This window comes from Aliidiomarina sp. (genome assembly GCF_047920995.1).
In the GTDB taxonomy this organism is placed as follows: Bacteria; Pseudomonadota; Gammaproteobacteria; order Enterobacterales; family Alteromonadaceae; genus Aliidiomarina.
Map to the genome: position 1 here is coordinate 71492 of NZ_JBLRWZ010000001.1, position 25496 is coordinate 96987.

Sequence of the window (25496 nt, forward strand, 5' to 3'; positions counted from 1 at the left end):
AATGCACACATTAGTAACATTACTGCAATTATTCGTGCTGAAGCAATCTGTTGATTGCTAACAACGAGGAATTAACAATGCAACGTTTAAGCACTCCGCGAAAAAAATCAAACCTGAGCTTAAAAATAAGCTCAGTAGCACTCGCCACCAGCCTTATTCTTGGTGGTTTCGCAACAATGGCGAGCGCCAACGCCGAAACAGAATATCAGTTTGGTGGCTATATTAAAGTAGATGCACTCATCTCCCGCACTGATAGCGGCAAGATATCTACCGGTAGCATTGGCCGCGATTTCTATATTCCCAGCCTTACTCCAGTAGGCGATGGCGCCAGTAATACTTACACCGATTTTCATGCACGGGAAAGCCGTTTCTTTTTCCGCGCTACGCAAACCTTGGAAAATGGTGAAAAAATATCGGGATACTTCGAATTTGATTCTCTTGCCACGCCAGGCGGCGATAAGCGCATAACCAACTCTTATTCTCCACGGGTTCGCCACGCCTTTATTCAATACCGAAATTGGCTGGTGGGGCAATTTTGGAGTAACTTCCAAGATGTAACGATTATTCCTGAATCGCCCGATTTCATTGGCGCTCCCGATGGTATTGTGTTCAACCGGCAACCACAGTTACGTTACACCATGGGTAATGGCTGGAGCTTTGCTGTAGAGGCACCGGAAACCACGATAACGCCTAATCAAGGTGGTACTGCTCGCATTACTACGGGTGATACTGCTATGCCTGATTTAACCGCTCGTTATCAAACCAGAATCGATAACGTTCACTACAGCGTGGCGGCCGTAGTGCGCCGCTTAGAGTTTCGAGAAAACGGCGTAAACGATACGGTAAATGGCTATGGTATTAATCTTTCAACCAAAATCGATTTGGGCGCCAATGATATTCGCGTCGGTTTTGTGCATGGTGAAGGGATTGGTCGCTACGTAGGAGTGAACTCTACCAACGATGCAGTTGTGGATGATACCTTAAACTTAGATACCTTAGGGTACACCGGTATCACCCTCGCCTACCGGCATGTTTGGAGCGATCAATACCGCACCAACGTTATTTTTACGCGAGGTAAATTCGAAGATAAACGCGAATACACCGGCATTAACGCCAATGATTACACCCAACGGCTAGCGGCGAACCTGATGTATCAAGTAAATGAAAAGCTTGTAGTGGGCGCTGAAATAAGCCGCGCTACCCGCGAATTACTTAGTGGCAGCAAAGGAAACCTCGATCGCGTGCAATTTAGTGCGATGTACTCGTTCTAGGGGAATCGTTTTAAGAGAATCGTTTTAAGTTGTCCACACACATCAATTCAGCGTAAGCGATGCACTAGTCGTCGCTTACGCTCCTTTTATTTGGCTACCCCCCACAATTTTTTGGTAAACTCCGCTACTCAGGTGTTTTTCGAGTAGCGGAGGTTTTTTATGGCCCACGATGATTCCCCTAGCGATAGCGATTTATTTCGTGAGCTTATGCAGGATGTAAAGCCGTTACCAAGCGCTGATGTTGTGCCCACCACAACCAGCAAACCCACTGCAGAAACGCTTGCCGAGCGCCGCCGTGCGGCTGAAGCTCGGGAAGAGGAAGAAGCAGCAGCCGCGTTAAGTGAAGAAGTGCGCGATTGGCTTGAGCCCACTGATATCATTAGCTGGCGAATAGATGGCATTCAAGACGGCGTGTTTCGGCAATTAAAACGTGGCAACTATGAACCACAAGCCAGCTTGAATTTGCACAAGATGCGGGTAACTGAAGCACGCAAAGAGGTGGCCGGGTTTATTCAAGAGTGCTATCGCGATGGCGTACGCACAGCGTTGGTAATTCACGGCCAAGGGTTGCGCAGCCAACCACGGCCTGCATTGTTGAAATCGCTATGTAATCAGTGGCTACCAGAATTAGAACCGGTATTAGCAATGCATTCGGCACAGAAATTTCACGGTGGCAGCGGCGCTACTTATGTAATGCTGCGCAAAAACCCAACAGTAAAACTCGCCACCAAAGAACAAAATAGAAAACGATAGCTTGCTATTGCAAGAAAAGGGAAATGATTATGTTCAATAAGCCTTGGCAAAAATTAAAAACCACCAGCATCATCTTCATGACTGCGTGTACATTTATGGCACCCCTAGCTAATGCCAGCTCTGCGAACCAAGTTAGCGAACCACCTGAGAAGGTAATTTTGGTGATTGCCGATGGCATGGGCTTTCCATTTTTATCTGCCTACCGCTACTTTAAAGACGGCCGCAATTACACCAAGGCCAACGATATTCAGCCTACGATTTTCGATACGTATCTCGTAGGTGTGGCAAGCACCTTTCCTGCCGGCGAAACCTTGATAACAGATTCGGCGGCAGGAGCCACTGCATTAGCTACCGGTGTAAAAACCTACAATGGCGCTATTAGTGTGGATGCCGAAGGCAATGCCATTCCAACGATCATGCAGCATGCTCGCAAGCAAGGGTGGTTAACAGCCGCAATCGCCACCACCCGCATTACCCATGCAACACCAGCAGCATTTTTTGCTCATGTTCCCTCGCGGCGTATGGAAGATGAAATTGCCGACCAAATGTCTACGCTCAACGCACATGGCAAGCCACCTTTTGATCTGTTACTTGGCTCTGGGCGGCGCCACTTCGTTCGGGAAGATGAGGAAGGTAATCGCTTAAGCCATTTGCGCACATTAAATAACCGCGGTGTTCGTGTAATTGATTCATTTGAACAGTTAAAAACCCAGCAGCGCCTACCTTTACTTGGATTGTTCTATGAAGATTCATTTCCGTACGTAATTGATGACGAAAAGCGTTTAGAAATGATGAGCCGCGAAGGCATCCGCTTACTAGATAACGCCAACAAGCCATACCTGCTAATGATTGAAGCATCCATGGTTGATTGGTGCGGCCATGCCAATGACATCGCTTGCGCCATGCATGAAATGGCCGAACTAGAAGAGCTGATGGAGTACCTTATTGAGTACGCTGCAGAGAACCCTAACACACAAATTATTCTTACTGCCGATCACAGCACGGGTGGTTTAACGCTAGGCGCTGATGGCGAATATAAGTTCCGCGCTGGCGATATTCACCGCATCGGCCGCGGTTTACGTACCATGGCTGTTGATATGAATGAAATGCCGGCAATTGATTGGGATGCCTACATTGATAAGCATCTGCCTTTTCCACTAACGGTTGACCATCAGGAAGCGCTGAAAACACTAGCCCATAGCAGCAGCGATCGCCGCCGCGCTGAGATTCAACAAGTACTCGTAGATATCGTACGTTTTCATACCGGAGCCGGTTGGACAACGGGCGGCCATACGGGCGAAGATGTTCCGGTAATCGCCATCGGCCCTTGGTCTGATCACTTTCGTGGCTTCCAAGACCAAACCGATATCGCCAAACAACTCTTCGAGTGGGTGCGTTAAAGCCTGCTTCCTTGGTTCCGCGCCGCTTTTGCAGGGAGTGGGGTCAGCTACCGCAGGGACGCCGCTTTTGCAGGGGGTGGGTTTAGCTATCGTAGGGACGCCGTGAACCCATCCATGGGGGCTTGGCTGCCGCATCCATGCGGCAGACACCCCACGATAGCTAAACCCACCCCCTGCATGCGGCAAATACCCTACGATAGCTAACCCACCCTCTGCATGCGGCGAAGACCCTACGATAGCTAACCCACCCCCTGCATGCGGCGAATACCCTACGATAGCTAACCTAACCCTTGCATGCGACATAGCCACTTCGTTTACTAGTTGTAAACTATGGCGGGATGGTCTATAGTTTACAGATAGTAAACGGAGTGACTATGCACGTAATATCAAGAAAGCCATTCGCAGATGCAATGACGAAATACCCTAACGATGCTAATGCAATTGCAACGGCATATCGCATATTGAAACTAGGAAATTCCACATCCCCAGAGCAGTTAAGGGCAGTTTTTAAATCGCTAGATAATTTCAAATACAAAGAAAAGTGGTGGGTAATTGATATTGGCGGTAATAATTTAAGGCTTTTAGCTTTTATAGAATTCAAGCACCAGCGCCTTTATGTAAAACACATTGTTACCCATACCAAGTATGAGCAGCTGTGCCGAAAGTATAGGAATTAACGAGGTTGGTTATGATTTTAGAAGCAGATATTACTGAAATGGCTGCACAAATAGTGGAACGATATCCCGTGCTGAGTGAAATCAACTCTGCGGCAGACCATGAGCAAGCTTTAGCAATCATGGAAGATTTGCTCGAACACTATGATGCTAACGTTGTTTTAATAAACGCGCTAAGCAATTCCATAGAACGTTATGAAAATAGTGCAGATGAATTCACAGATTTTAACAACGCTGTGGAGCAGAAAGATGGTGGGATCGCCACCTTATCGTTACTAATACAGCAACATGGCTTAACTATTTCTGATTTCGAACATGAAATTGGCAAAAAAAGTATGGTTTCCCAAGTATTGAACGGTAAACGCAATCTCACCAAAGAACACATTGCAAAACTAGCCAAACGCTTCCAGATCAGCCCCGCCCTCTTTTTCTAATCCCCTGCAACAGCGGAGCGCGGAAGCGCTTTAGTGGTACAAGCGTTTCCGCAGGAGTTTGCTAGCCGAGCTGTTTGCGCGCGTTACGGAACAGGCGCAGCCAGGCGCCGTCTTCGCCCCATGATTCTGGGTACCATGAGTTGCTAATGGCGCGGAATACGCGTTCTGGGTGTGGCATCATAATGGCTACGCGGCCATCGGCACTGGTAACACCGGTGATGCCGCCTACTGAGCCGTTCGGGTTCGCAGGATAGGTTTCGGTAACCTTGCCAAAGTTATCAACGTAACGTAATGCCACCTGTTGCCCTGCGGTTAAGCCCGCTAACGCTACATCGGCGCTGTTACGGCTGAATTCTACTCGCCCTTCCCCATGAGAAACTGCGATTGGCATGCGTGAGCCCGCCATGCCGCTGAACCATGGTGAATTGTTCTCTTGTACTTCAACCATGGCTACGCGCGCTTCAAAGCGTTCAGAGCGGTTGCTAACAAAATGCGGCCAATGTTCCGCGCCCGGAATCAGTTCATGCAAGTTTGAAAGCATTTGGCAGCCGTTACACACACCCAACGCGAGGGTATCGTTGCGCGCGAAGAACGCGGCAAACTCTTCCCGAGCTGCTGGATTAAACAGTACCGATTTCGCCCAGCCTTCACCCGCGCCCAACACATCGCCGTATGAGAAGCCACCACAAGCGGCAAGCGCTTGGAAATCTTGTAAGCTTACGCGGCCGCTGAGCACGTCACTCATGTGCACATCGATAGCGCTGAAGCCGGCACGATCAAAGGCAGCTGCCATCTCGTAATGGGAGTTTACGCCCTGCTCGCGCAAAATCGCGATTTTGGGTGCTACGCCTTTTAAGATATACGGCGCAGCAATATCGTTTGCTGGGTTATAACTTAACTGTGCGTGTAACCCTGGATTAGTAATATCTTGTTTCGCGGTGAACTCTTCGTCGGCGCATGCTGGGTTATCACGCAAACGCTGCATTTGATGCGTAGTTTCTGCCCACACTGCTCGTAAGCGCGAGCGCGGCGCTGTGTAGATAACGCTATCGCCTTGGCTGATCTGAATATGGTTATCGCTACTTACGGTACCCAAATCAACCAGCATATCGGCATTACCAGCAGCTTCACAAGCTGCGGTAATTCGTGCAGCAACTTCCACAGATACTTGCAACACGCCACCAAGTTCTTCGCTAAATAATGCCGCTACTGGATCGATTCCGGTAGGCAAGCTAATTTCCACGCCACAATTACCAGCGAACGCCATTTCGGCTAGGGTTACCAGCAAGCCGCCATCGGAACGATCGTGATAGGCTAAAAGCTCTTCGTTGGCTACCAACTCTTGCAGCAAGGTAAAGAAGAAGCGCAGATCTTCTGGGCTCTCTAAATCAGCCGGCACATCACCAAGTTCACGATACACTTGTGCTAATGAAGAAGCGCCTAAACGATTCTTGCCGCGGCCTAAATCAAGTAATAACAGGCGGCTGTCCTCGCGCTCTGCCCGTCCTGTTCGTAACATAGGGGTTACTGTTTTACGCACATCGGTAACTCGGCCAAAGGCGGTGATTACCAATGATAGTGGCGAGATAACAGCTTTATCTTCGCCGTTATCCTGCCAGCGTGTTTGCATCGACATGGAATCTTTACCCACCGGAATGGTAATTCCTAACGCTGGGCACAATTCTTCACCAATCGCTTTTACCGCTTCGTATAGGCCGGCATCTTCGCCTGGGTGGCCAGCTGGAGCCATCCAGTTTGCCGATAGCTTAATATGTTTGAAATCACCAATTGCGGTACCCGCGATATTGGTGATTGCTTCAGCCACCGCCAACCGTGCTGATGCCGCGTGGTTTAATAGTGCTACTGGGGTGCGTTCACCCATTGCCATGGCTTCACCAGCATAGCTATCGTATGACGCTGCGGTAACACCGCAATCCGCCACTGGAATCTGCCATGGGCCTACCATTTGATCACGGGCAACTAAGCCCGTTACGCTGCGATCGCCAATGGTGATTAAGAAAGTTTTCTCCGCAATCGCTGGTAAACGTAATAAGCGTTCTACCGCTTCGTTGATGGCAATTTTGCTAGTTTGTAACGCTTCGCCAAGCACTTTGGTTGATTGCGCTTCCCGATGCATTTTCGGCGCTTTGCCTAGTAACACTTCCAAAGGCATATCCACTGGATAGTTATCGAATACTTCATCGTACAAGCGCAAGTGTTGCGCTTCTGTGGCTTCACCCACTACCGCATATGGCGCGCGCTCACGCGCACAAATATCGGCAAATACCTGTAAGCGCTCTGGGACAATGGCTATCACGTAACGCTCTTGTGATTCATTACTCCATACCGCCATTGGTGACATGCCCGGCTCATCATTTGGAATAGCGCGTAGCTTAAACTCACCACCACGGCCGCCGTCATTTACGAGCTCTGGCAATGCATTCGATAAACCACCGGCACCAACATCATGAATAAACACGATTGGGTTTTCGCTACCTAGCTGCCAACAACGATCGATCACTTCTTGGCAACGGCGTTCCATTTCCGGGTTTTCCCGTTGCACTGAGGCAAAATCGAGTGCTTCCGAAGAATCGCCTGAGGCCATTGAAGAGGCTGCGCCACCACCTAAACCGATGTTCATTGCTGGGCCACCGAGTACAACTAGCGGCGCGCCTACTGGAATTTCATCTTTTTCTACATGTTCTTCGCGGATGTTACCCAGGCCACCGGCAATCATAATTGGCTTGTGGTAGCCACGAATTTCCATGCCATTAAAACTATTTACGCGCTCTTCATAGGTGCGGAAATAGCCAAGAATATTTGGCCGGCCAAATTCGTTATTGAACGCAGCACCACCAAGCGGGCCTTCTAGCATAATATCTAGCGCACTCACTATGCGTTGCGGGCGGCCAAAATCTTCTTCCCAAGGCTGTTCAAAGCCAGGAATGCGTAAGTTGGAAACGGAAAAACCAACCAAACCAGCTTTTGGCTTCGCACCAATACCGGTAGCTCCTTCGTCACGAATTTCGCCACCTGAACCAGTAGCAGCACCCGGATATGGAGAAATTGCGGTGGGGTGATTATGGGTTTCCACTTTCATAAGAATATGGATGGGTTCGCCATTGTAACGATACTCTCCGCTACCTGCGGTTGGGAAAAAGCGGCCTGCTTCTGAGCCGGTCATTACTGCCGCATTATCTTTATATGCCGATAACACATACTCTGGCGTAGCTTCATAGGTGCGCTTAATCATCTTAAATAATGATTTTTCTTGCTCAACCCCATCGATTGTCCATGAAGCGTTAAATATTTTGTGGCGGCAATGCTCCGAGTTTGCTTGCGCAAACATATACAGCTCTGCATCTACTGGATTGCGGCCAAGTTTTTCGAAGTTTTCCGTAAGGTAATCGATTTCATCATCGGCAAGTGCTAAACCTAGCTCGGTATTGGCGTTTGCCAATGCAGCGCGCCCTGCACCCATGATATCTACTGTGGTATAAGCGGCTGGCTGTTGGCTTTGGAATAATGCACTGGCTGCAGATAAATCGCCAAAAGTGCTTTCGGTCATGCGATCGTGCAACAGATAACTGGCACGCTGCATATCATCTGCGCTTAAATTACCTTCAAGGTAATAGGCTACACCACGCTCGATACGCTCAATTTCCTGTAACCCGCAGTTACGCGCGATATCAGTAGCCTTTGAGGCCCATGGGGAAATTGTACCTACTCGCGGGGTTACCAGCACCAAGCTACCTACAGGTGCGTGTGCCTCTCGCTTTGGCCCATACTCTAGCAACTTTTCCAACACTTGCTGCGCGCTTGCAGTAAGCGGCAAGGTAGTGTGCACGAAGTGCGTATATTCAGCATACACCGAGGTAACCGCTAGGCCCTCTGCATGTAAACGTTGAAGTAGTTTTTCAGCACGAAAATCAGACAAAGCAGGCGAACCGCGCAGGATATCCACTGGTTAAGCTCCGGATTACTTTTGAGGAATAAGGATGGGCTAATATTATAGAGAAATTTACACACTTTTGCGACACAAATGACAATGCAGAATATACGCTCTTCTGTTATAACTTAGAAAGACGCACAGGATTGAATTTGGTGAATATGGTTATTTACGGAACACTTCAACAGAATGAAAGGATGCGGCGCCGATGGTTACCAAGTGGCTTGCTGTTATTGCTAATCCTATTCATTAGTGGCTGCGGCATTGAGAGCACTAAAGAGCGCATCGATCAGAATCAACTTGAGCGTATTCAAGCTCGCGGGGTGGTGCATGTGGGCACCATGATGAACCCAGTAAATTATTACATTGGCCATGATAATCATGATGCTGGCTTCGAATTTGAGCTGGCCCGAGGCCTTGCGCAGCAACTTGGTGTGCAACTGAATATGGTTCATAGCTACGATCTTCGGGAGCTATGGCGGCAACTCGAAGCGGGCGAAATTGATTTTATTGCAGCTGGTATTGATGTTACTGAAAACCGCTTGCAGTGGCTGAAATTCTCGCCGCCTTATCAAATGGTTGAGCAAAAGCTGGTGTTCCGCCAAAATGCCGTTAATCGCCCCCGCAATTGGCTTGATGTAACAGGGAAAATTCGTGTTGTAGCCGGCAGTAGCCACGAAGAATATCTGCAAAGCTTAAGTGAGGTATACCCGCATCTGGATTGGACCAGCACCCATCTTTACGATTCAGATGAGTTGTTAGAACATGTGATACGCGATGAGATTGATTTCACCATTGTAGATTCCCACCATCTCGATATTAAACGGCGCGCATTTCCTAATTTGAGCATTGCCTTTACCGTGCGCGATAATGTACCGATATCATGGGCATTCCGCTCGGGTAGCGATGATTCTCTCTATGCGGCAGCCATCGAGTACATTGGCGAACATTATGAATCCGGCGAGTTAGCGCAACTATGGGATCGTTATTTCGGCCATGTTGCGGAATTTAATTTTGTCGATACACGCGCTTTCATTGCCGCCACAGAAAACTTATTACCCGATTATCTCGAACTGTTCCAAGAGTATTCTGGCGATCTTGATTGGCGCCTATTAGCGGCATTAAGCTATCAAGAATCACACTGGGATCCTTGGGCCCGCTCAGCAACTGGGGTGCGTGGTTTAATGATGCTCACCTTGCCTACAGCGCAAGAATTGGGCGTAAATAGCCGCTTAGACCCAGCACAAGCGGTACGCGGCGGTGCCGAGTACTTGCGCCGCTTACACCAGCGGTTACCCGATCGCATTCAAGAGCCCGATCGGATGTGGATGGCACTTGCGGCCTATAATGTTGGCTTAGGGCACCTCGAAGATGCCCGGGTTCTTACGCAACGCCAAGGCGGCAACCCGGATTACTGGGTAGATGTGCGAGAACGATTGCCCCTACTTCGGCAAAAACAATACTACCGCACTACGCGCTTCGGTTTTGCCCGGGGCGATGAGCCCGTACAATATGTTGAGAACATTCGGCGATATTTTGATACGCTGGTATGGCTTGATGAGCAAGGGCGCTTACCGGCAATGGAATCCGTGTTTACTGAACGGGCTCACTCCCCAACTACGGCAGAATAATATGGCTTTAAAATCGAGATTTAAACGCAATGAACGCCGGCAACAACTGTTAAAACGGCACGGCCGAGCAATTGTTGATCGCCGTAATAAATGGTTTTACCTCACTGAAACCTGCAATCGGCTGATGATTTGCCCGAACACACCCGATCCAGAAAGTGGCAACTTCAATAAAGTAGAGAAAGAATAAGGTTCGTTACGATGATTCGCCGCGCAAGCGCTGCTTAAGTGCTTTTTTCCGCGCGCGCTGCGCCGCAAAAAAGCCGGATAATTGTGCCGAACACTCTGTTTGCAGCACACCACCGGTAATCTCTACCTGGTGGTTCAACCCCGCATGTTGCAACAAATTTAGTAAACTTCCCGCTGCCCCAGTTTTCGCATCTGCAGCCCCATATACCAAGCGGGTAATTCTGCTATGCACCAACAAGCCAGCACACATTGGGCAGGGTTCTAAGGTTACGTACAACGTAGTATCGAGCAAACGGTAATTACCGATGGCTGCCGCCCCTTCGCGAATAGCTTCCATTTCCGCGTGTAAGGAAGGATCCAACTTGGTAATCACCCGATTGCGGCCTTCACCAATAATCTTGCCTTGATACACCAACACCGCACCTACAGGCACCTCGCCCACAGCTTCGGCCTCAGCAGCGAGCTCCATAGCGCGCCGCATAAAAGTAATATCTGCCTGCTGTTGCTCGCTCGTAATCTCGGTCATGGCAGTGCGTCTCTTTCGCCTAAATTATTGGTGCAGTTTATTGCCAATACAGTTGCTCTCACTATCAACCGCTCACCATCAGCCCAGCAATTAAATACGCAATTGTAGCCAATGCAGCGGCCAAAAATGCGTAAGGCAACTGCGTACGCACATGGTCGATGTGCTCAGAGCCAGATGCCAACGAGGCAATAATCGTAGTATCACTAATGGGTGATGAGTGATCACCGAAAATACCACCCGCTAATGAAGCACCTACAAACAAGGCTACGGGAAGATCCAACCCTACCGCCAATGGAATCGCTAATGGTAACATTATAGCGAACGTACCCCAGCTCGAACCAATCGCGAAGGCCGTAAGCGCCGATAGCAAAAATATTAACGCTGGCAACAACCACACCGGTAAGCTTGCATTCAACACGCCTGCCAAGTACTCACCCGAACCCAAGGTACGCGTGGCATCACCTAGCGCAATCGCCATCCATAGAATTATCGCCAGCGGTAAGATTTTCCAAGCACCGCGCAAAATAGCAGAAATGATCAGCTTTGCCGACGTTCGCAAAGTAATTACCGAACCGATAATAGCAATCACCAACGCTACGATAATTGCCACAAACACGCTCAGCATGCCTTTACCTGCAATCATGCTGCCATCGCCCGTGTACCAAAGCATTACCGGCACCATGAGTACCATGGTAACTAAACTAATAATTACGGTAGCCACCGCACCACGATTTACCGCGTCGGTAGCATGATGGTGTGGCTCCGCCTCATAACGCTGCTGAGCCTGCTGCTCAAAAGCGCGCATCGGCCCGAATGCCCAGCCACTCCAAGCCACAAATAAAGCCAAGAACAGGGCAATGATGGCATAAAAGTTCAAGCCAATAGCGGCAACAAGCGTACTAATGGGATCACTCACACCTTGGTTGCCAATCAGGCCAAGGTTAAAAGCCCCCCACGCATTCAATGGAATTAAGATACACACCGGAGCGCAGGTAGAATCAATAATATAGGCAAGCTTTTGCCGAGAGATACCGAGCCTATCGTACACCGGGCGCGAGGTAGTGCCCGAGGTCATAATTGATACATTCGATTCAATGAATACCAGTACACCCAAAATCCAAGTGAACAAGCGTGCTCTGCGTCGGTTGGGTACCCATTGTTTTTGCTGCAGTGCAGTAACAAAGTGGCCGAAGGTGCCACCGCGTTCGAGCACGCCAAACAGTGCGCCGATGGCCAGGGTAAAGCCCCAAATCAATTGATTTGATGGCGCTATCAGCACTTCACCAAGGCTGATAACACCCGATTGCAGGCCTGTGCCAAATGCTGGCATAAATAATAGAACATGAGCAAGCAACACGCCGCCCAACAACGCCCACACCACTCGGCGGGTAAGAATGGCAAACACAATCGCCAATAACGAAGGGAGTAAACTTATCCAGCCGAGCTCTGTATTCATACAGCACCTTTATTATTGTTTTTGCTAGCATATTGAGCAACCATAAGCTGCCGATTTAACAGCAAAGATAGCATTATTCACCCTATTTTTTTATCTATATTTCCCGTACACCCATCAGTTCACAAGGAAATTTGAGCCTGCGCGCTGAATACGCTCTGCGCTCACTCCCCATCTGGTATTGCAGCCGAAGCTATCAGCGTGGAATGAATCATAAAAACCGCAATGGCTTCGGCAAAACTAAAGCCGAAAAACTCCATCATTACGGTACTAATGACATGCAATGACAGCGATCGTTTGTAACTTTCTTTGTAAAAAAGCCCCAAAAATGGGGCTCTTTGTAACTTTTTTGTAACTCGCAATTCGTTATTTTTCAATAACTTAAAGACCGCAGACTACTCCCATTCAATAGTAGCCGGCGGTTTGCCTGAAACATCGTAAACTACGCGCGAAATACCATCAATTTCATTGATAATACGATTGGAAACGCGGCCCAATAACTCATACGGTAAGTGTGCCCAATGCGCGGTCATAAAATCAATGGTTTCAACCGCGCGTAAGGAAATTACCCAATCGTATTTGCGGGCATCACCCATTACGCCCACTGAACGTACCGGTAAGAACACCGCAAATGCTTGGCTAACTTTGTGATATAAATCAGCTTTATGCAACTCTTCAATGAAAATCGCATCGGCTCGGCGGAGTAAATCACAATATTCTTTCTTCACTTCGCCTAACACACGCACACCCAAGCCCGGCCCTGGGAACGGATGGCGGAACAACATATCGTAAGGTAAGCCCAGCTCAAGACCAATTTTACGCACCTCGTCTTTAAACAATTCGCGCAGCGGCTCTACCAATTTCATGCGCATTCCCGGCGGTAAACCACCCACATTATGGTGTGATTTAATTACGTGCGCTTTACCCGTTTTCGAACCGGCAGATTCGATTACATCCGGATAAATAGTACCCTGCGCCAACCAATCTACTTCGGTAAGCTCTTGCGCTTTTTCATCAAACACTTCAATAAATGAACGGCCAATCGCTTTGCGTTTCGCCTCTGGCTCATCTACACCCGCCAATGCATCTAAAAAGCGATCTTCAGCATCTACGCGAATAATGTTCAAACCAAAATGATCACCGAACATTTCCATAACTTGATCTGCTTCATGCAAACGCAATAAACCATTATCTACAAATACACAGGTAAGCTGATCGCCGATTGCACGGTGCAATAACATCGCGGTAACTGAAGAATCTACCCCGCCAGAAAGACCAAGCATCACTTTTTCCGTGCCTACTTGCTCACGAATGCGCGCGATTGCATCATCAATAATGGCGCCCGGTGTCCATAGCTTTTCACACTTACATACATCAATTACAAAGTGCTCAAGCATACGCAACCCTTGGCGCGTATGCGTTACTTCCGGGTGGAACTGTACGCCATAAAATTGCTTCTCTTCATTCACCATCGCTGCATGTGGGCAAGTATCGGTTTTCGCCACCGTTTTAAAACCCGGCGGAATATCGCTTACCTTATCGCCGTGGCTCATCCATACATCGAGTAACGGCAAGCCCTGCTCACTCACGCCGTCTTCGATATTGGTAAACAGCAAACATTCGGCAATTTGCTCTACGCGGGCATAACCAAATTCACGTAAGTTTGAACCCTGTACCGCCCCACCAAGCTGGGCAGCCATGGTTTGCATGCCATAACACACACCAAACACTGGCACACCAGCTTCGAACACATACTCAGGTGCGCGCGGCGAATTCGGCGCAGGTACACTTTCTGGCCCACCCGAAAGAATAATGCCGTTCGGATTAAAGTTCTTAATATCCTCAGCATCCACATCCCACGCCCACAGTTCACAGTAAACGCCAATTTCGCGAATACGGCGCGCAATGAGCTGGGTATACTGCGAACCAAAATCTAGAATCAAAATTCGGTGCTGATGAATATCGTGTGTCATGTGCCTTCCATTCTCTATTAAAACCAAAATTAAATCGTTCGCGGCTTTCGCTACATGCTCCCGTGGACGTACTTGAGCGATTCTCACAATCAGTGATGGCCATCGTGGAAGCATTCCATGATGGCAATCGTCAGCACCTACTTTAGCCCATGCGGTAGTTCGGAGCTTCTTTGGTGATTTGCACATCGTGTACGTGCGATTCACCCATACCAGCGGCGGTTACTTTAATAAACTGTGGCTTGGTGCGCATTGTTTCGATATCGGCAGAGCCAGTTAAGCCCATTGCCGAACGCAGGCCACCCATTTGCTGATGAATAATGTTTGCAATTGGGCCTTTATACGCCACTCGCCCTTCAATTCCTTCTGGAACCAGCTTCTCAGCTTGATTGGAAGATTGGAAATAACGATCTGAAGAGCCATGGCTTTGGTTCATTGCGCCTAGTGAACCCATGCCGCGATACGATTTGTAATAACGGCCTTGGTAAAGTTCTACTTCACCTGGTGATTCTTCAGTACCGGCCAACATACTACCTACCATTACGCAGCTTGCGCCAGCAACGAGGGCTTTAGCGATGTCACCCGAGAAACGGATACCACCATCGGCGATTACTGGAATATCCCGGCCTTCTAAGCCTGCTACTGCGTTTGAGATTGCGGTGATTTGTGGCACACCACAACCGGTAACAATACGCGTAGTACAAATAGAGCCTGGGCCAATGCCCACTTTTACGGCATCTACGCCAGCATCTGCAAGCGCTACAGCGCCTTCTGCAGTTGCTACGTTACCGCCAATAATATTCAACTCTGGGTATTCTTTGCGGGTAGCTCGTACGCGCTCTAAAACACCTTCGGAATGGCCGTGTGAGGTATCAATTAACACTACATCAACGCCTGCATCTACTAACGCAGCGATGCGCTCTTCGGTGCCAGCGCCAACGCCTACAGCTGCGCCTACGCGCAAGCGGCCTTGAGCATCTTTACAGGCGTTTGGTTTGTTCGCTGCTTTTTCAAAATCTTTCAGCGTGATCATGCCGCGCATTTCATGAGCGTTATTTACGATAAGAATTTTTTCAATGCGGTGTTTGTGCATGAGCTGCAGAATGTCTTTGCTTGGCGTGTTCTCACGAACGGTTACTAAGCGATCTTCTGGGGTCATTACATCAGAAACAAGCTTATTGTTCGCTTCTTCAAAACGGGTATCACGGCCAGTAACAATACCAACTAATCGGCCGTTATCTACTACTGGAAAACCATGAAAACCATGCTCTGCAGCAAGCGCTTTCACCTGCTTTATGGTGGTTTTCGATGTTACCGTTACCGGATCGGCAACTATGCCACTTTCGAATTTTTTCACTTTACGAACGTGTGCCGCTTGCTCACTGATGCTCATATTCTTATGAATAAAACCGATTCCGCCTTCTTGCGCTAAGGCAATAGCGAGATCAGCTTCGGTAACCGTATCCATGGCAGCAGAAACAAGTGGGATATTTAACGAAATGGAACGGGTTAAACGCGTATTCAAATTAGCTGTATGCGGCAGCACAGTAGAGTGCGCAGGCAACAGGAGTACATCATCAAAGGTGAGGGCTTCTTGGGCAAGTCTTAGCATGGCAACATCTCTCGTTAGAGGTGAATGACTAGATCAATGTTGCGGCGGTATTTTACTCACTATCAGGCTTTAGGTAAACAAAATCTTACGCTTTTTCTTTAGAATTTAGTTCTGTTGCCGTTTATATTGTGCTTAATGCGCATTTTGCTGCTAAAAAATATCGCCATTCCCTGCGCTATTCCTGCTAGTATTTGTTCTGTAATTCTCCCCGTTTGGTACCACTCGTGAAAGGATAGTAATCACTTATGTTGGACGATATTCCTGCAGACAATGCACAACGGCAAATATTTACGGTTTCGCGGTTAAATAGCGCGGTGCGCCGTTTGCTAGAAGCGCAGTTTGGCTCGTTGTGGCTGCTCGGTGAAATCTCTAACTTTTCTGCCCCCGGCTCTGGGCATTGGTACTTCACTTTGAAAGATGAACAAGCGCAAGTACGATGCGCCATGTTTCGCGGTAATAACACGCGGGTGCGCATGCGGGTAGGTAATGGTATGCAAGTATTGGTGCGTGGACGCCTTAGCTTGTACGAACCACGCGGCGATTATCAACTCATTATCGATAGCATGGAGCCGGCTGGCGAAGGCTTATTGCAGCAGCAATTCGATGCGTTGAAAGCTAAGCTGCACAACGAGGGCTTGTTCGCCAGTGAACGGAAACAGCCGTTGCCTACCCCCATTCGCACCTTAGGTGTGATTACATCACCTACTGGGGCCGCCATTCGCGATGTATTGAGTGTATTACAGCGGCGCGATCCGCAATTGCGCGTAATTGTATACCCTACTCAGGTTCAGGGCGCCCAAGCCGCCGCGCAAATTCGGCAAATGCTTGCCGTTGCCATTGCGCGAAATGAAGTAGATGCACTGTTACTTACCCGTGGCGGTGGTTCATTGGAAGATATGTGGTGTTTCAATGACGAAGGCTTGGCGCGAGATATTGCTGCTTGCCCTATTCCTACAATTAGCGCCGTAGGCCATGAGGTTGATTTTTCCATTGCGGATTTTATTGCCGACGTGCGAGCGGCAACCCCTTCAGCTGCAGCTGAGCTGGTAAGCCAAGATCGCAGTGAAACCATGCGCTACTTGGCAATGCTTACGCAACGCTTAACGCGCAGCCAACAACAATACCAACAACAACGAATGGTGCAATTTCAGCACTTATTACAGCGTTTAAAACCACTTAGCCCGCAACAACGGTTGGAAAGTAAAAGCCAGCAGCTAGATGAATATACGCAGCGGCTACAACGCGCTTTAACCCGCAACCTCAATACCACTAAACAGCACCAGCAACAACTTCAGCAGAGGCTATGGCGAGAAAATCCGCAATTACAAATTCAACAACTGCAAACACGAATCGAGCAGCTACGCCAACAGGGCTTGCAAGCGTTAACAGTGCAGCTTAATCGCGCTAATGCACGGGCAGCAGCCACCCACCAGGCGCTAAGTATTGTTAGCCCGCTGAATACCTTGGAGCGTGGTTATACGATTAGTTTTGCTGAGAATGGCGATATTGTTCGCAGCGCTAAGCAGTTAAACACTGGCGATATGTTGCGTACGCGCTTTGCTGAAGGTGAAGTGATCAGTAAGGTGGAGCGAATTGCAGCGGGTGGCGACAAAGCCGATAGAAAGTAGCTTTGTCGCTAACCCGGAAAACCTTAGATTTAGTTCGGCTTAACTTTTGTTACTCTTTGCTTGCGAGTTTGCCAGCCTGCTCAGGGTTTACAATCCGCAGTTCATTTACTTCCCCTTTAGGGTGATGTAAATGCACATCCATTTGTGGGAATGGAATTCCGATATCATTCTCATCAAGAGCATTTTTAATACGTTCCATAGAATCCCAGTACATTGGCCAGTAATCGCCGCTATTTACCCATGGGCGCACTATGAAATCTACTGAAGAATCATTTAATGCGGTTACTGCAACACGAGGCGCCGGATCTTGCAAAGTACGCTCATCCGAAGTAATTACTTGCATCAGTACTTCTTTAGTTTTCTTTAAATCTGCACTGTAAGAAACACCAATTACCATATCTACGCGGCGAATTGGTTCTTGCGAGTAATTGGTGATTTCACTGCCGGTTATTTTTGAGTTGGGCACCACTACTGTTTTGTTGTCTGGTGTTTTTAGCACTGTAGTGAACAGCTCAATGCGCTGCACGCTTCCGGCTACACCGCCCGCTTCTACATAATCACCTGATTTAAATGGGCGATAAATCATGATCAGAACACCAGACGCAAAGTTCGATAGCGAGCCTTGCAAAGCCAAACCAATGGCCAAGCCGGCGGCACCCAAAATGGCGATGAACGAAGTGGTTTGTACACCGATATGCGAGAGCGCCATGAGTAACGCGGCAATAATAATAATGGTGCGGATAATGCCAGCCATGAAGGACACAACCGCATTATCAATTTTGCTTTTATCGAGGCGCTTGGTCATGGTGTTGGTTAGAATACGCGCGATCACCATACCGGCTACCAAGATACCAACCGCAACCAACAGCTTGCCTGCAAATAACAGCAGGGCTTCTTGGTTTTCGCCAAACCATTCAATTAGTTCATTCATGGGCCTTTCCTTTTTAGCGGATAAAACAGCTAAGCTATTGTTTCAAAGACTGTAATTATAGCCGAAAGTTAAAATATCTTCGACCTTGGCTATCCGGCTCACCAAACCACTCGATCAAATCGCGAATACCTTGCGGGGCTTCTGCTGTGGGCGCGATGCCAATGCGCAAATCCACACCATTTGGCGATACCCAGCCGGTGATGCTTAACCCCAGCATATTGTTATGGGGCATATCGATGCCTAAACGGCCTTCTGCGCAACCAAGTTGGGTTTCATAATCACCCAAGTTTTGCCACTGATTACCAAGTTGCGCATTAACCTGCGCACCCAACGCATTGCCATTCATTGCGCTACAAAACGGCTGCCCGAGAATGAATTCTTGCACATGCAAGCTCAAGCCACCGCGAATAGGAATGGGGGTTTGAATCGGGCTGAATAACATTAGATCTTCTAAATCACCAGCAAAGCGAGCATCGCGGATACTTAGCGCATTGTTACTGGCATTTAATGTTAATGAGCCCTGTAAAATATTGCGCTGCTGCGCTGGAATGTTCACGTTAACTTCAGCACTGAGGGTTAGCAGCGCCAATGGTGATAAGCGCCACTCCACATCATACAGGCTGATATCGCCATCAGAGCCACCGCTTATTACCAACCGCTCTACTGAGCCATTCCATATACTACCGTTGATCTGGCCTAATTGAATCGTGCTTGGCAATGGTGCAAACGCCGCCACTACTCGTGCAGGAAATAACACCACTAAACCAATAATATAGACGAATATAAGCAAGCTAATCAGCTGCCACTTCTTCATTCGTTACTGCTCCAATTCATAACAAAAACAACATCTCGAAAAACTTAAGTTACTTAAGTTACTTAAGTTACTTAAGCTAGGCACGAACTTGTAGGCGGCGCACCCGCACTACACCAGGTTCATTGGTTTCTGATACATCAACTGCCTCTATCATTACTTGCCGCTCCGCCAAGCGCACTAAAAATTCAACCAAGCGATTAAACTCCACCTCATTAAAAACCAGTATCAATGATTCATTTTGCGGTTGCATGCGAGTTACTTCAATGTTCAGGTTATTACTTAACGTGTTAATCAAACCACTGAGTTGATTGGCAGTTATTGCTTGCGCGCCGGATTGGCCTGCTCTTCGGGCTTGCAATACTCGAGCTACTTGCTGTTCTACATAGCGTTGCGTGCTATATTCAGCCGCTAATCGGGCTTCTGCCCGTGCGGTACGCTCATGTAGCGGCTGCCAAATTGCAAACCAAACAATAATCACCACTAAAAAAACGCCTAGCCCTTGCAATACCCTTTGTTCACGGGCTTCTAAGCGCTGCCAACGTTGCTGCGCTTGCACCGAAACTTTATCCCAATGTGGGCTAATGTACTCACGGATTGGCGTGGTAACTTTAGCAATCCTGGTTTTTATCATTGCGCTCATGCTCCGCTCCTTACTACCAAGGTACCGTTAATTTGCCCCGCACGGCTAGTGAGTTGCCCTTGCTCAACCACTAAGCTCTGCTCTCGCGCTATTTGTGTAAAGCGCTCAAATGCTTGAAAGTTGGCACCATTCGCTTGCATGCGTAATTCGCCACGGTTGTGATCATATTGCAACATGGTAAGTTCCATGGGCACCGCGTTAAAGGCCGGCTGCAGTTGCTCAAGCAGGCGGATAACTTGCGCTGCATCACCACTACCACCACTTTGCACTTGGTTAGCGAGCTGGCTGCGAATATTCACAATCCGCGTAGCCTCTGGAAAGGTTTGCCGATACAAGGTTTCATATTGTTCTTGTACTGCACGTGCTTCACGCTGAATGCTGGAACCCGTAACCCACTCATTCACAAACATAACGGCAAGAAACACACTGGCTGCAATCGCTGGAAAGCGCCATTGTCGCCAATTCGTAGAGCTGGCCTTTTGCATGCGAAACTCGCCCTGCAAAACATTCACTACATTTACCGCGTTCACCGCCAACTCCAATGGCAATGAAGGATCGCTACTTCTCACTGGTGCTGGCGGCTCCGCCCATTGCACATCGCCATACGCTACGATTTCAGTTAATACTGCTTCCGGCTCTTCGTAATCATGGGTAAGCATTCCTTGTGCTAATTCGGGCTCCAATACCACTCCCTGCCATGCGCTTTGGCGAATCACCCACTCCGTGCCATAGGCTCCTCTGAATACCGCAATGCTCCAGGCATTCTCAAGCTCCGGCAAAAGGAAAATATCCGGATATAACGCTTGGCTATGAATACCCGCTTGCGCTAATTGGGTAAGCCAGCTTTCTACTTGTTGCTTGCGCACCACAAATACTGGTATCGATTCACTTTTCGGCAGGTTCTCTGGCCAAAAGAAGTGCAATAGCTCGATATCTTCCGCTACTTCATCTTCTAAGGCATACGGAATTAACTGCTCAAGATGGCGACGCGATTTCGCGGGCACCTCAACGGTGTGGAAACCGATAGCCGCCGAACTCACGTATACTTTAACGCTGCGATTCTTGGCTTTCTCCGCCAATTGGTTGAGCTCACTAATATCATCTAACTCACCACTTGCTACTACGGCTTGCTCAGCAAAATGCCAAATCAGCCAACTCACTGGCTGTTGCTCTGCACTGTGTTCACCTGCGGGAAGGCGAATAATTAATTGTTCATTCATCTTGCTGATATCCTCCACGGGAACGGTGCAGTATAAATGCCGCTCCGTCACGAATAAGCATCTGGCTTACTCCATAATATTCTAGATCACCATATTGCACTTGGGCCTGCAACTGAAAATATTCGCTGGCCACAGTTAACTGCTCAAGTTCAGATAACGCCGTGCCAACACTTAATAAATTCTGAATCTCGCCTTGCTGGCGTATCGCCTCTACATCTTCGAAGCCATCTCTTGGCCTAGCACTTAGTAAACTTTGCGCGGCGTTCATATCCAGCTGACCACGGAAAAAGGCCGTTACAATTTGTGGTTTGTTTTCTGCCACCGTATTGAGATTCAGCCGCCACTCGGTAACTGCCGGTATAACGCACACATAAGGCGCCAGTGCTTCGTATACCGTTTGATTATAGCCTGCTATTTGGCGTAATTCCGAGATATGCGAGAGGAGATTATTGCCCGCTTGGTAGGGCTGCGGCAACGATTCATAATCTGCATCTTCTGCGCCAAACGAATTGTGTAATTCCGAATTCTTATCTAACCAATCGATTAAGCTAGCGGTAAGGCGCTCTGCTTGAAATTCATCAATTTCCAGCACCTGTAACAATGCTTGATACTGTTCTACTGCCAATACGAATCGAGCATTGGTAATATCATCGGTATACAAACTATTGAGGTTAAAGCAGCTGTGTAAATCCTGTATGCGCCCACCAATGGCACCGCCCCGCACTGGAAATGGGCCTTGTTGCAACGCCCAATTTTGTTCTAAATGCGCGCGCCCTTCGCTTTCTTCAAGTTCAGTGAGTAATACTTGCCGCACCAAAGCTTCCGCACTTAACCAATGCCAATAGGCCTGCTCGGCATAATCCGAGCTTGCTACGCGTGCTACCTGGATACGCAGCCGGCCACTCATTTGCATCGCTAGCACCGCAATAATTGCCACCACTAAGAGCACGGTGATAATGGCAAAACCTTGCTGCTTCTGCCTTGCTCCAGCGTTACGATAGCTCCACCGCGTTTTATAGAGGTTCATCATGGCAGTGGCTCCGGCTTAGTACCCGAAGTAAGCAACCAACGCTCCACATCACCAAAGTTTTCTATCTCAATGCGTACCACAACGATATCTGGCAAGCTGTTCGCGATAAGCCAGCTATCATAGTTTTCGTCATTATGGCGGAAGGTAACACGCAACTCGCTCACACCATGTAATAAATCCTGCACGGCTTGATCGCCGCTGGTATCATCCACAAACGGCCGATACACGCGCTGTAGCACGTTATCACGTACCCGATACACAACCGGCTGTAATTCACTGCGCGGCAGCATCATGGCCGGATTAGTCCAGCCGGCGCGCACAAATGCCAAGCCACCACTATCGCTATCAATTAGTGCTGAATCATTACTTACGTAAATTCCACGGGCTTCTTCAGGAATAGCCCGAACCTGCCGCACCACCATTTGCCGCACATCGCGATCAAGGGTAAGCAACGCAAATTGAATTTCTGCCAAGCGCTCATGGCGGAGCTTACTATTTTCTTCAGAATCGATCATTTGCGTAAGCACAATAGCGCTCGCCAACCCGATGAGCGCCAGAATTGCCATGGCAATCAGCACCTCAATCAGGGTAAAACCCCGCGCTCGCTGCGATAGTTGCATTAGCGCCGCCCCACATACGAGCTAAGTTCTACCACAACTTGGCCTTCGGCAGTATCCCGCACGCGAATAGTTACTTCACGCAAATCAGGCGTTACCGTTTCCAATACTTGCTGTTCCCAAAACCACTGCGTGCCGGCCATTTCCATTTCACCGCTAAACTCATCAACTGGCGGCCACACTGTTTGATTACGTGCTTCTAAATGTACTTCAGCCATGCGATTGCTGGCCACTTGCTGAGCAAAATAACGGGTTTCTAGAATACTAGTGCTGCGCAATTGTTCGGTAGCCATATTCAATGCGGCGAGCGCTCCAATGGCAAAAATAACCAAGGCAAACATGGTTTCAACAAGGGTGAAGCCGCCTGCACGCTGCGTTTCTTGGTAGCGGATAGCACCCATTATTTGGTCCTTAGCTGAGTTTGCATGTGGTTTACCATTGTGGCCCTTCCTCAAGCGTTAGCTGAATACCACTGCGGCCGTTCACTGTTACCGCAGTATGCATCGCTTGGCGATTGTGGAAATAGATACGAAAGGGCACAAATTCGGTACTTTCAAAAATAAGTACGGTGGGGCGTGGTATGCGCTTGTCAGGATCTTCCCTGCGCTCATCTCGGCCAAAAATCGCATCGCGCCCTTCACTCATATTATCGAGTAAACGGAAATCGCCCATTTCTAATTCAAAATAATAGGGTTCGGAGAGGATTACTGGCCGCAGCGGCGGCTCTGCTTGCAACTGCCACTTGTTCTCGTACCACCGATAAAAACGGTAGGTACTTTCGGCTTCATCAAATTCAATGCCATACACATAATTACGCAATAACGCTTGCTCGCGGGCGTGATGCACCTGCTGTAAAAAGCGCTCGGCATTGCTATTCACATCTTCATCAAAACGCGCGGTACTCGGTAAATTGAGCACCACAACCATGGCCCCAAGGCCGATAATTAAAATCGTTAGCATCACCTCAATAAGCGTGAAGCCCTGCGCACGATTGCTATTTTTCTTAGGCCTACCGCGATTGCGAGTGGCAAAAATGCCACTTAGCAAACTTACTGTGGGCAGCTGTATCAATCGCGTTTGCAGCATACTGAGGCTATTGATCTTCTTGGCGATCGTGCATATTCCAAGTACCGATATCATCATCAGTGCCTGGTAAACCATCTGGGCCTACGCTAAAAATATCGTAACGGCCGAACTGGCCTGGGCTCAATAGGCGATACTCATTACCCCACGGATCATCAGGTAAGCGGCGAATATAGCCACCTTCGCGGAAACTACGCGGGCGCGGATCAATTTGCGGTGGTGTTACTAATGCCTCTAAACCCTGTTCGGTAGTTGGATACACACCATTATCAAGGCGATACATTTCCAGCGCATTTTCTAATGCGGTGATATCCGACACCGCTTTTTGCCGTGTTGCCTGCTCGCGCTGGCCGAACACTTGCGGCACAACCAAGGTAGCGAGAATGCCCAAAATCACAATCACCACCATTAACTCGATCATCGAGAAACCTGTTTGTTTCTGCATTTTCATAATTAACCACCTGCTAACGTATTAAGAGCCATTATTGGCATCAGTACTGCCAATACAATAAATAGAACTACAAATGCCATGGTTACAATTAATAGTGGCTCGAATATCTTCAAGCTTACATTTACCACAGCAGAAAACTCACTATCTTGGTTATCTGCACAGCGCCGCAACATTTGTTCTAGTTCACCACTTTTCTCACCTGATGCAATCATATGCAACATCATCGGTGGGAATAATTTGCTATCCGCCAATGCGGCTTTCAGGCTTGTACCTTCGCGCACTCTATCTGCGGCAATTTCTACTACTTCACGCATACGCATATTGCCAAGTACCGATCCGGTAATGCGCAAGCCCTCCAATAAGGGTACCGCCGAGGCAGATAGAATACTGAGCGTACGGGCGAACCGCGAGGTATTAACAGTACGAACAAGATTACCAATGAACGGCATTTTCAGTAGGCGTTTATCATATTTGTAGCGGTACTTTGGAACGAGTAATAAGCGCCGCATAACAATCACAGCAATGATTAGCGCCACTAACATATAGACACCGTAATCGCGCAAAGTTTCACTAATCGCGATCAAGATCTGTGTTACCACAGGCAAGCCTTGGCCCAAATCTTCGAACTGCTCCACAATTTGTGGCACTACTACAGCAAGCAAAAACGCCACCACACCAAAAGCTACAATCGAGAGCACAATGGGATACACTGCCGCCTGTTTAATTTGGCTATTCATTGCTTGGCGTTGCTCGGTGTAATCGGCTAAACGATTCAACACTTCATCTAGATGGCCGGATTTCTCGCCCGCGCCCACCATGGCACAATACAAATCATCAAATACTTTTGGAAAATCGCGCATACCATCGGCAAGGCTATAGCCTTCAACTACTCGGCTTCGCACCGACATCAACATTTTTTGTAAGCGCGGCTTATCGGTTTGCTCGGCTACAGCTAGTAACGCTTGCTCAATAGGCAAAGCCGCCGCCACAAGCGTTGCTAATTGGCGGGTAATTAATGCTAAATCATGGGTTTTAATTTTACTTTGCAAGAAACTGAACTTGCGTGAGTTCGCCGTTTCTTGCGCACGAGCCGGTTCCACTGCTATTGGCAACAAGCCTTGTTCGCGCAATAGGGTACGAATTTGCCGTTCGGTATCGGCTTCTAATACGCCGTTCTTCTTGCGCCCTTGTTTATCGAGCGCTTCGTATGCATAGGCTGGCAT

Annotated in this window: 23 protein-coding genes; 8 read left to right on the top strand and 15 right to left on the bottom strand. The window is 48.5% G+C overall.

All coding sequences use genetic code 11. From position 1 onward, the window contains the following. The first annotated feature begins 77 nt into the window (after positions 1–77). The 5 genes from ACNA7P_RS00345 to ACNA7P_RS00365 all read left to right on the top strand — a co-directional run bounded on the left by ACNA7P_RS00345 (position 78) and on the right by ACNA7P_RS00365 (position 4532). Positions 78–1271 (top strand): DcaP family trimeric outer membrane transporter, encoded by a 1194-nt coding sequence (locus ACNA7P_RS00345; RefSeq protein ID WP_416256612.1) that lies wholly within the window; start codon positions 78–80, stop codon positions 1269–1271. A 159-nt stretch (positions 1272–1430) separates the two neighbouring features. Further along, on the top strand, positions 1431–2024 hold the full coding sequence (smrA, locus tag ACNA7P_RS00350) for a DNA endonuclease SmrA (protein WP_416256613.1): 594 nt from the start codon (positions 1431–1433) through the stop codon (positions 2022–2024). A gap of 29 nt (positions 2025–2053) precedes the next feature. Beyond that, entirely contained in the window at positions 2054–3424 is a 1371-nt protein-coding gene (locus ACNA7P_RS00355) for an alkaline phosphatase (protein WP_416256614.1), read from the top strand. A gap of 374 nt (positions 3425–3798) precedes the next feature. Continuing rightward, positions 3799–4101, top strand: coding sequence for a type II toxin-antitoxin system HigB family toxin (locus ACNA7P_RS00360; RefSeq protein WP_416256615.1), 303 nt, complete (start codon positions 3799–3801; stop codon positions 4099–4101). Between the two features lie 11 nt (positions 4102–4112). Beyond that, the gene (locus ACNA7P_RS00365) at positions 4113–4532 is read left to right on the top strand and encodes a helix-turn-helix domain-containing protein (protein ID WP_416256616.1); all 420 of its coding nucleotides are present in this window, start codon (positions 4113–4115) and stop codon (positions 4530–4532) included. 61 nt (positions 4533–4593) lie between these two features. Here ACNA7P_RS00365 and purL read toward each other — a convergent pair whose 3' ends face one another. Beyond that, positions 4594–8496, bottom strand: coding sequence for a phosphoribosylformylglycinamidine synthase (gene purL, locus ACNA7P_RS00370; protein WP_416256617.1), 3903 nt, complete (start codon positions 8494–8496; stop codon positions 4594–4596). A 182-nt stretch (positions 8497–8678) separates the two neighbouring features. Here purL and mltF point away from each other — a divergent pair, with 182 nt between their 5' ends. Together mltF and ACNA7P_RS00380 are read left to right on the top strand one after the other, a co-directional pair. Next, positions 8679–10112: a membrane-bound lytic murein transglycosylase MltF gene (mltF, locus tag ACNA7P_RS00375; RefSeq protein WP_416256618.1), complete on the top strand. Its 1434-nt coding sequence runs from the start codon at positions 8679–8681 to the stop codon at positions 10110–10112. Position 10113: 1 nt separating this feature from the next. Continuing rightward, positions 10114–10299, top strand: coding sequence for a hypothetical protein (locus tag ACNA7P_RS00380; protein ID WP_416256619.1), 186 nt, complete (start codon positions 10114–10116; stop codon positions 10297–10299). A gap of 6 nt (positions 10300–10305) precedes the next feature. Here ACNA7P_RS00380 and tadA read toward each other — a convergent pair whose 3' ends face one another. The 4 genes from tadA to guaB all read right to left on the bottom strand — a co-directional run bounded on the left by tadA (position 10306) and on the right by guaB (position 15859). Then, positions 10306–10824, bottom strand: coding sequence for a tRNA adenosine(34) deaminase TadA (gene tadA / locus ACNA7P_RS00385; protein ID WP_416256620.1), 519 nt, complete (start codon positions 10822–10824; stop codon positions 10306–10308). A 64-nt stretch (positions 10825–10888) separates the two neighbouring features. Then, positions 10889–12280 (bottom strand): Na+/H+ antiporter NhaC family protein, encoded by a 1392-nt coding sequence (locus ACNA7P_RS00390; protein WP_416256621.1) that lies wholly within the window; start codon positions 12278–12280, stop codon positions 10889–10891. A gap of 392 nt (positions 12281–12672) precedes the next feature. After that, entirely contained in the window at positions 12673–14250 is a 1578-nt protein-coding gene (guaA, locus tag ACNA7P_RS00395; protein ID WP_416256622.1) for a glutamine-hydrolyzing GMP synthase, read from the bottom strand. Between the two features lie 142 nt (positions 14251–14392). Continuing rightward, the gene (gene guaB / locus ACNA7P_RS00400) at positions 14393–15859 is read right to left on the bottom strand and encodes an IMP dehydrogenase (RefSeq protein WP_416256623.1); all 1467 of its coding nucleotides are present in this window, start codon (positions 15857–15859) and stop codon (positions 14393–14395) included. 245 nt (positions 15860–16104) lie between these two features. On the opposite strand from guaB, the gene xseA reads away from it, so the two are divergent. Beyond that, entirely contained in the window at positions 16105–17487 is a 1383-nt protein-coding gene (gene xseA, locus ACNA7P_RS00405) for an exodeoxyribonuclease VII large subunit (RefSeq protein WP_416256624.1), read from the top strand. A 49-nt stretch (positions 17488–17536) separates the two neighbouring features. Here xseA and ACNA7P_RS00410 read toward each other — a convergent pair whose 3' ends face one another. The 10 genes from ACNA7P_RS00410 to gspF all read right to left on the bottom strand — a co-directional run bounded on the left by ACNA7P_RS00410 (position 17537) and on the right by gspF (position 25496). Continuing rightward, positions 17537–18418: a mechanosensitive ion channel domain-containing protein gene (locus tag ACNA7P_RS00410; RefSeq protein WP_416256625.1), complete on the bottom strand. Its 882-nt coding sequence runs from the start codon at positions 18416–18418 to the stop codon at positions 17537–17539. Between the two features lie 55 nt (positions 18419–18473). Beyond that, positions 18474–19232 (bottom strand): type II secretion system protein N, encoded by a 759-nt coding sequence (locus tag ACNA7P_RS00415; protein ID WP_416256626.1) that lies wholly within the window; start codon positions 19230–19232, stop codon positions 18474–18476. A gap of 76 nt (positions 19233–19308) precedes the next feature. Further along, the gene (gene gspM / locus ACNA7P_RS00420) at positions 19309–19872 is read right to left on the bottom strand and encodes a type II secretion system protein GspM (protein WP_416256627.1); all 564 of its coding nucleotides are present in this window, start codon (positions 19870–19872) and stop codon (positions 19309–19311) included. Further along, on the bottom strand, positions 19869–21092 hold the full coding sequence (gene gspL, locus ACNA7P_RS00425) for a type II secretion system protein GspL (protein ID WP_416256628.1): 1224 nt from the start codon (positions 21090–21092) through the stop codon (positions 19869–19871). The genes gspM and gspL overlap by 4 nt, the downstream gene beginning before the upstream one ends. Next, the gene (gspK, locus tag ACNA7P_RS00430; RefSeq protein ID WP_416256629.1) at positions 21085–22122 is read right to left on the bottom strand and encodes a type II secretion system minor pseudopilin GspK; all 1038 of its coding nucleotides are present in this window, start codon (positions 22120–22122) and stop codon (positions 21085–21087) included. The genes gspL and gspK overlap by 8 nt, the downstream gene beginning before the upstream one ends. After that, the gene (gspJ, locus tag ACNA7P_RS00435) at positions 22119–22742 is read right to left on the bottom strand and encodes a type II secretion system minor pseudopilin GspJ (RefSeq protein ID WP_416256630.1); all 624 of its coding nucleotides are present in this window, start codon (positions 22740–22742) and stop codon (positions 22119–22121) included. Before gspJ ends, gspK begins: the two co-directional genes overlap by 4 nt. Then, positions 22742–23140 carry a type II secretion system minor pseudopilin GspI gene (gspI, locus tag ACNA7P_RS00440; RefSeq protein WP_416256631.1) on the bottom strand — a complete coding sequence of 133 codons (399 nt, stop codon included), beginning with the start codon at positions 23138–23140 and terminating at the stop codon, positions 22742–22744. Before gspI ends, gspJ begins: the two co-directional genes overlap by 1 nt. A gap of 31 nt (positions 23141–23171) precedes the next feature. Further along, complete coding sequence (locus ACNA7P_RS00445; RefSeq protein ID WP_416256632.1) at positions 23172–23825, bottom strand: pilus assembly FimT family protein; 654 nt, start codon at positions 23823–23825, stop codon at positions 23172–23174. Positions 23826–23832: 7 nt separating this feature from the next. Then, entirely contained in the window at positions 23833–24273 is a 441-nt protein-coding gene (gene gspG, locus ACNA7P_RS00450; protein ID WP_416256633.1) for a type II secretion system major pseudopilin GspG, read from the bottom strand. Positions 24274–24275: 2 nt separating this feature from the next. Continuing rightward, the gene (gspF, locus tag ACNA7P_RS00455) at positions 24276–25496 is read right to left on the bottom strand and encodes a type II secretion system inner membrane protein GspF (protein WP_416256634.1); all 1221 of its coding nucleotides are present in this window, start codon (positions 25494–25496) and stop codon (positions 24276–24278) included.

Excerpts from the sequence above, each read along its gene's own strand:
- ACNA7P_RS00345 (WP_416256612.1), top strand. The coding sequence starts at position 78 with ATGCAACGTTTAAGCACTCCGCGAAAAAAATCAAACCTGAGCTTAAAA.
- smrA (WP_416256613.1), top strand. The coding sequence starts at position 1,431 with ATGGCCCACGATGATTCCCCTAGCGATAGCGATTTATTTCGTGAGCTT.
- ACNA7P_RS00355 (WP_416256614.1), top strand. The coding sequence starts at position 2,054 with ATGTTCAATAAGCCTTGGCAAAAATTAAAAACCACCAGCATCATCTTC.
- ACNA7P_RS00360 (WP_416256615.1), top strand. The coding sequence starts at position 3,799 with ATGCACGTAATATCAAGAAAGCCATTCGCAGATGCAATGACGAAATAC.
- ACNA7P_RS00365 (WP_416256616.1), top strand. The coding sequence starts at position 4,113 with ATGATTTTAGAAGCAGATATTACTGAAATGGCTGCACAAATAGTGGAA.
- mltF (WP_416256618.1), top strand. The coding sequence starts at position 8,679 with ATGCGGCGCCGATGGTTACCAAGTGGCTTGCTGTTATTGCTAATCCTA.
- ACNA7P_RS00380 (WP_416256619.1), top strand. The coding sequence starts at position 10,114 with ATGGCTTTAAAATCGAGATTTAAACGCAATGAACGCCGGCAACAACTG.
- tadA (WP_416256620.1), bottom strand. The coding sequence starts at position 10,824 with ATGACCGAGATTACGAGCGAGCAACAGCAGGCAGATATTACTTTTATG.
- ACNA7P_RS00390 (WP_416256621.1), bottom strand. The coding sequence starts at position 12,280 with ATGAATACAGAGCTCGGCTGGATAAGTTTACTCCCTTCGTTATTGGCG.
- guaA (WP_416256622.1), bottom strand. The coding sequence starts at position 14,250 with ATGACACACGATATTCATCAGCACCGAATTTTGATTCTAGATTTTGGT.
- guaB (WP_416256623.1), bottom strand. The coding sequence starts at position 15,859 with ATGCTAAGACTTGCCCAAGAAGCCCTCACCTTTGATGATGTACTCCTG.
- xseA (WP_416256624.1), top strand. The coding sequence starts at position 16,105 with ATGTTGGACGATATTCCTGCAGACAATGCACAACGGCAAATATTTACG.
- ACNA7P_RS00410 (WP_416256625.1), bottom strand. The coding sequence starts at position 18,418 with ATGAATGAACTAATTGAATGGTTTGGCGAAAACCAAGAAGCCCTGCTG.
- ACNA7P_RS00415 (WP_416256626.1), bottom strand. The coding sequence starts at position 19,232 with ATGAAGAAGTGGCAGCTGATTAGCTTGCTTATATTCGTCTATATTATT.
- gspM (WP_416256627.1), bottom strand. The coding sequence starts at position 19,872 with ATGAGCGCAATGATAAAAACCAGGATTGCTAAAGTTACCACGCCAATC.
- gspL (WP_416256628.1), bottom strand. The coding sequence starts at position 21,092 with ATGAATGAACAATTAATTATTCGCCTTCCCGCAGGTGAACACAGTGCA.
- gspK (WP_416256629.1), bottom strand. The coding sequence starts at position 22,122 with ATGATGAACCTCTATAAAACGCGGTGGAGCTATCGTAACGCTGGAGCA.
- gspJ (WP_416256630.1), bottom strand. The coding sequence starts at position 22,742 with ATGCAACTATCGCAGCGAGCGCGGGGTTTTACCCTGATTGAGGTGCTG.
- gspI (WP_416256631.1), bottom strand. The coding sequence starts at position 23,140 with ATGGGTGCTATCCGCTACCAAGAAACGCAGCGTGCAGGCGGCTTCACC.
- ACNA7P_RS00445 (WP_416256632.1), bottom strand. The coding sequence starts at position 23,825 with ATGCTGCAAACGCGATTGATACAGCTGCCCACAGTAAGTTTGCTAAGT.
- gspG (WP_416256633.1), bottom strand. The coding sequence starts at position 24,273 with ATGAAAATGCAGAAACAAACAGGTTTCTCGATGATCGAGTTAATGGTG.
- gspF (WP_416256634.1), bottom strand. The coding sequence starts at position 25,496 with ATGCCAGCCTATGCATACGAAGCGCTCGATAAACAAGGGCGCAAGAAG.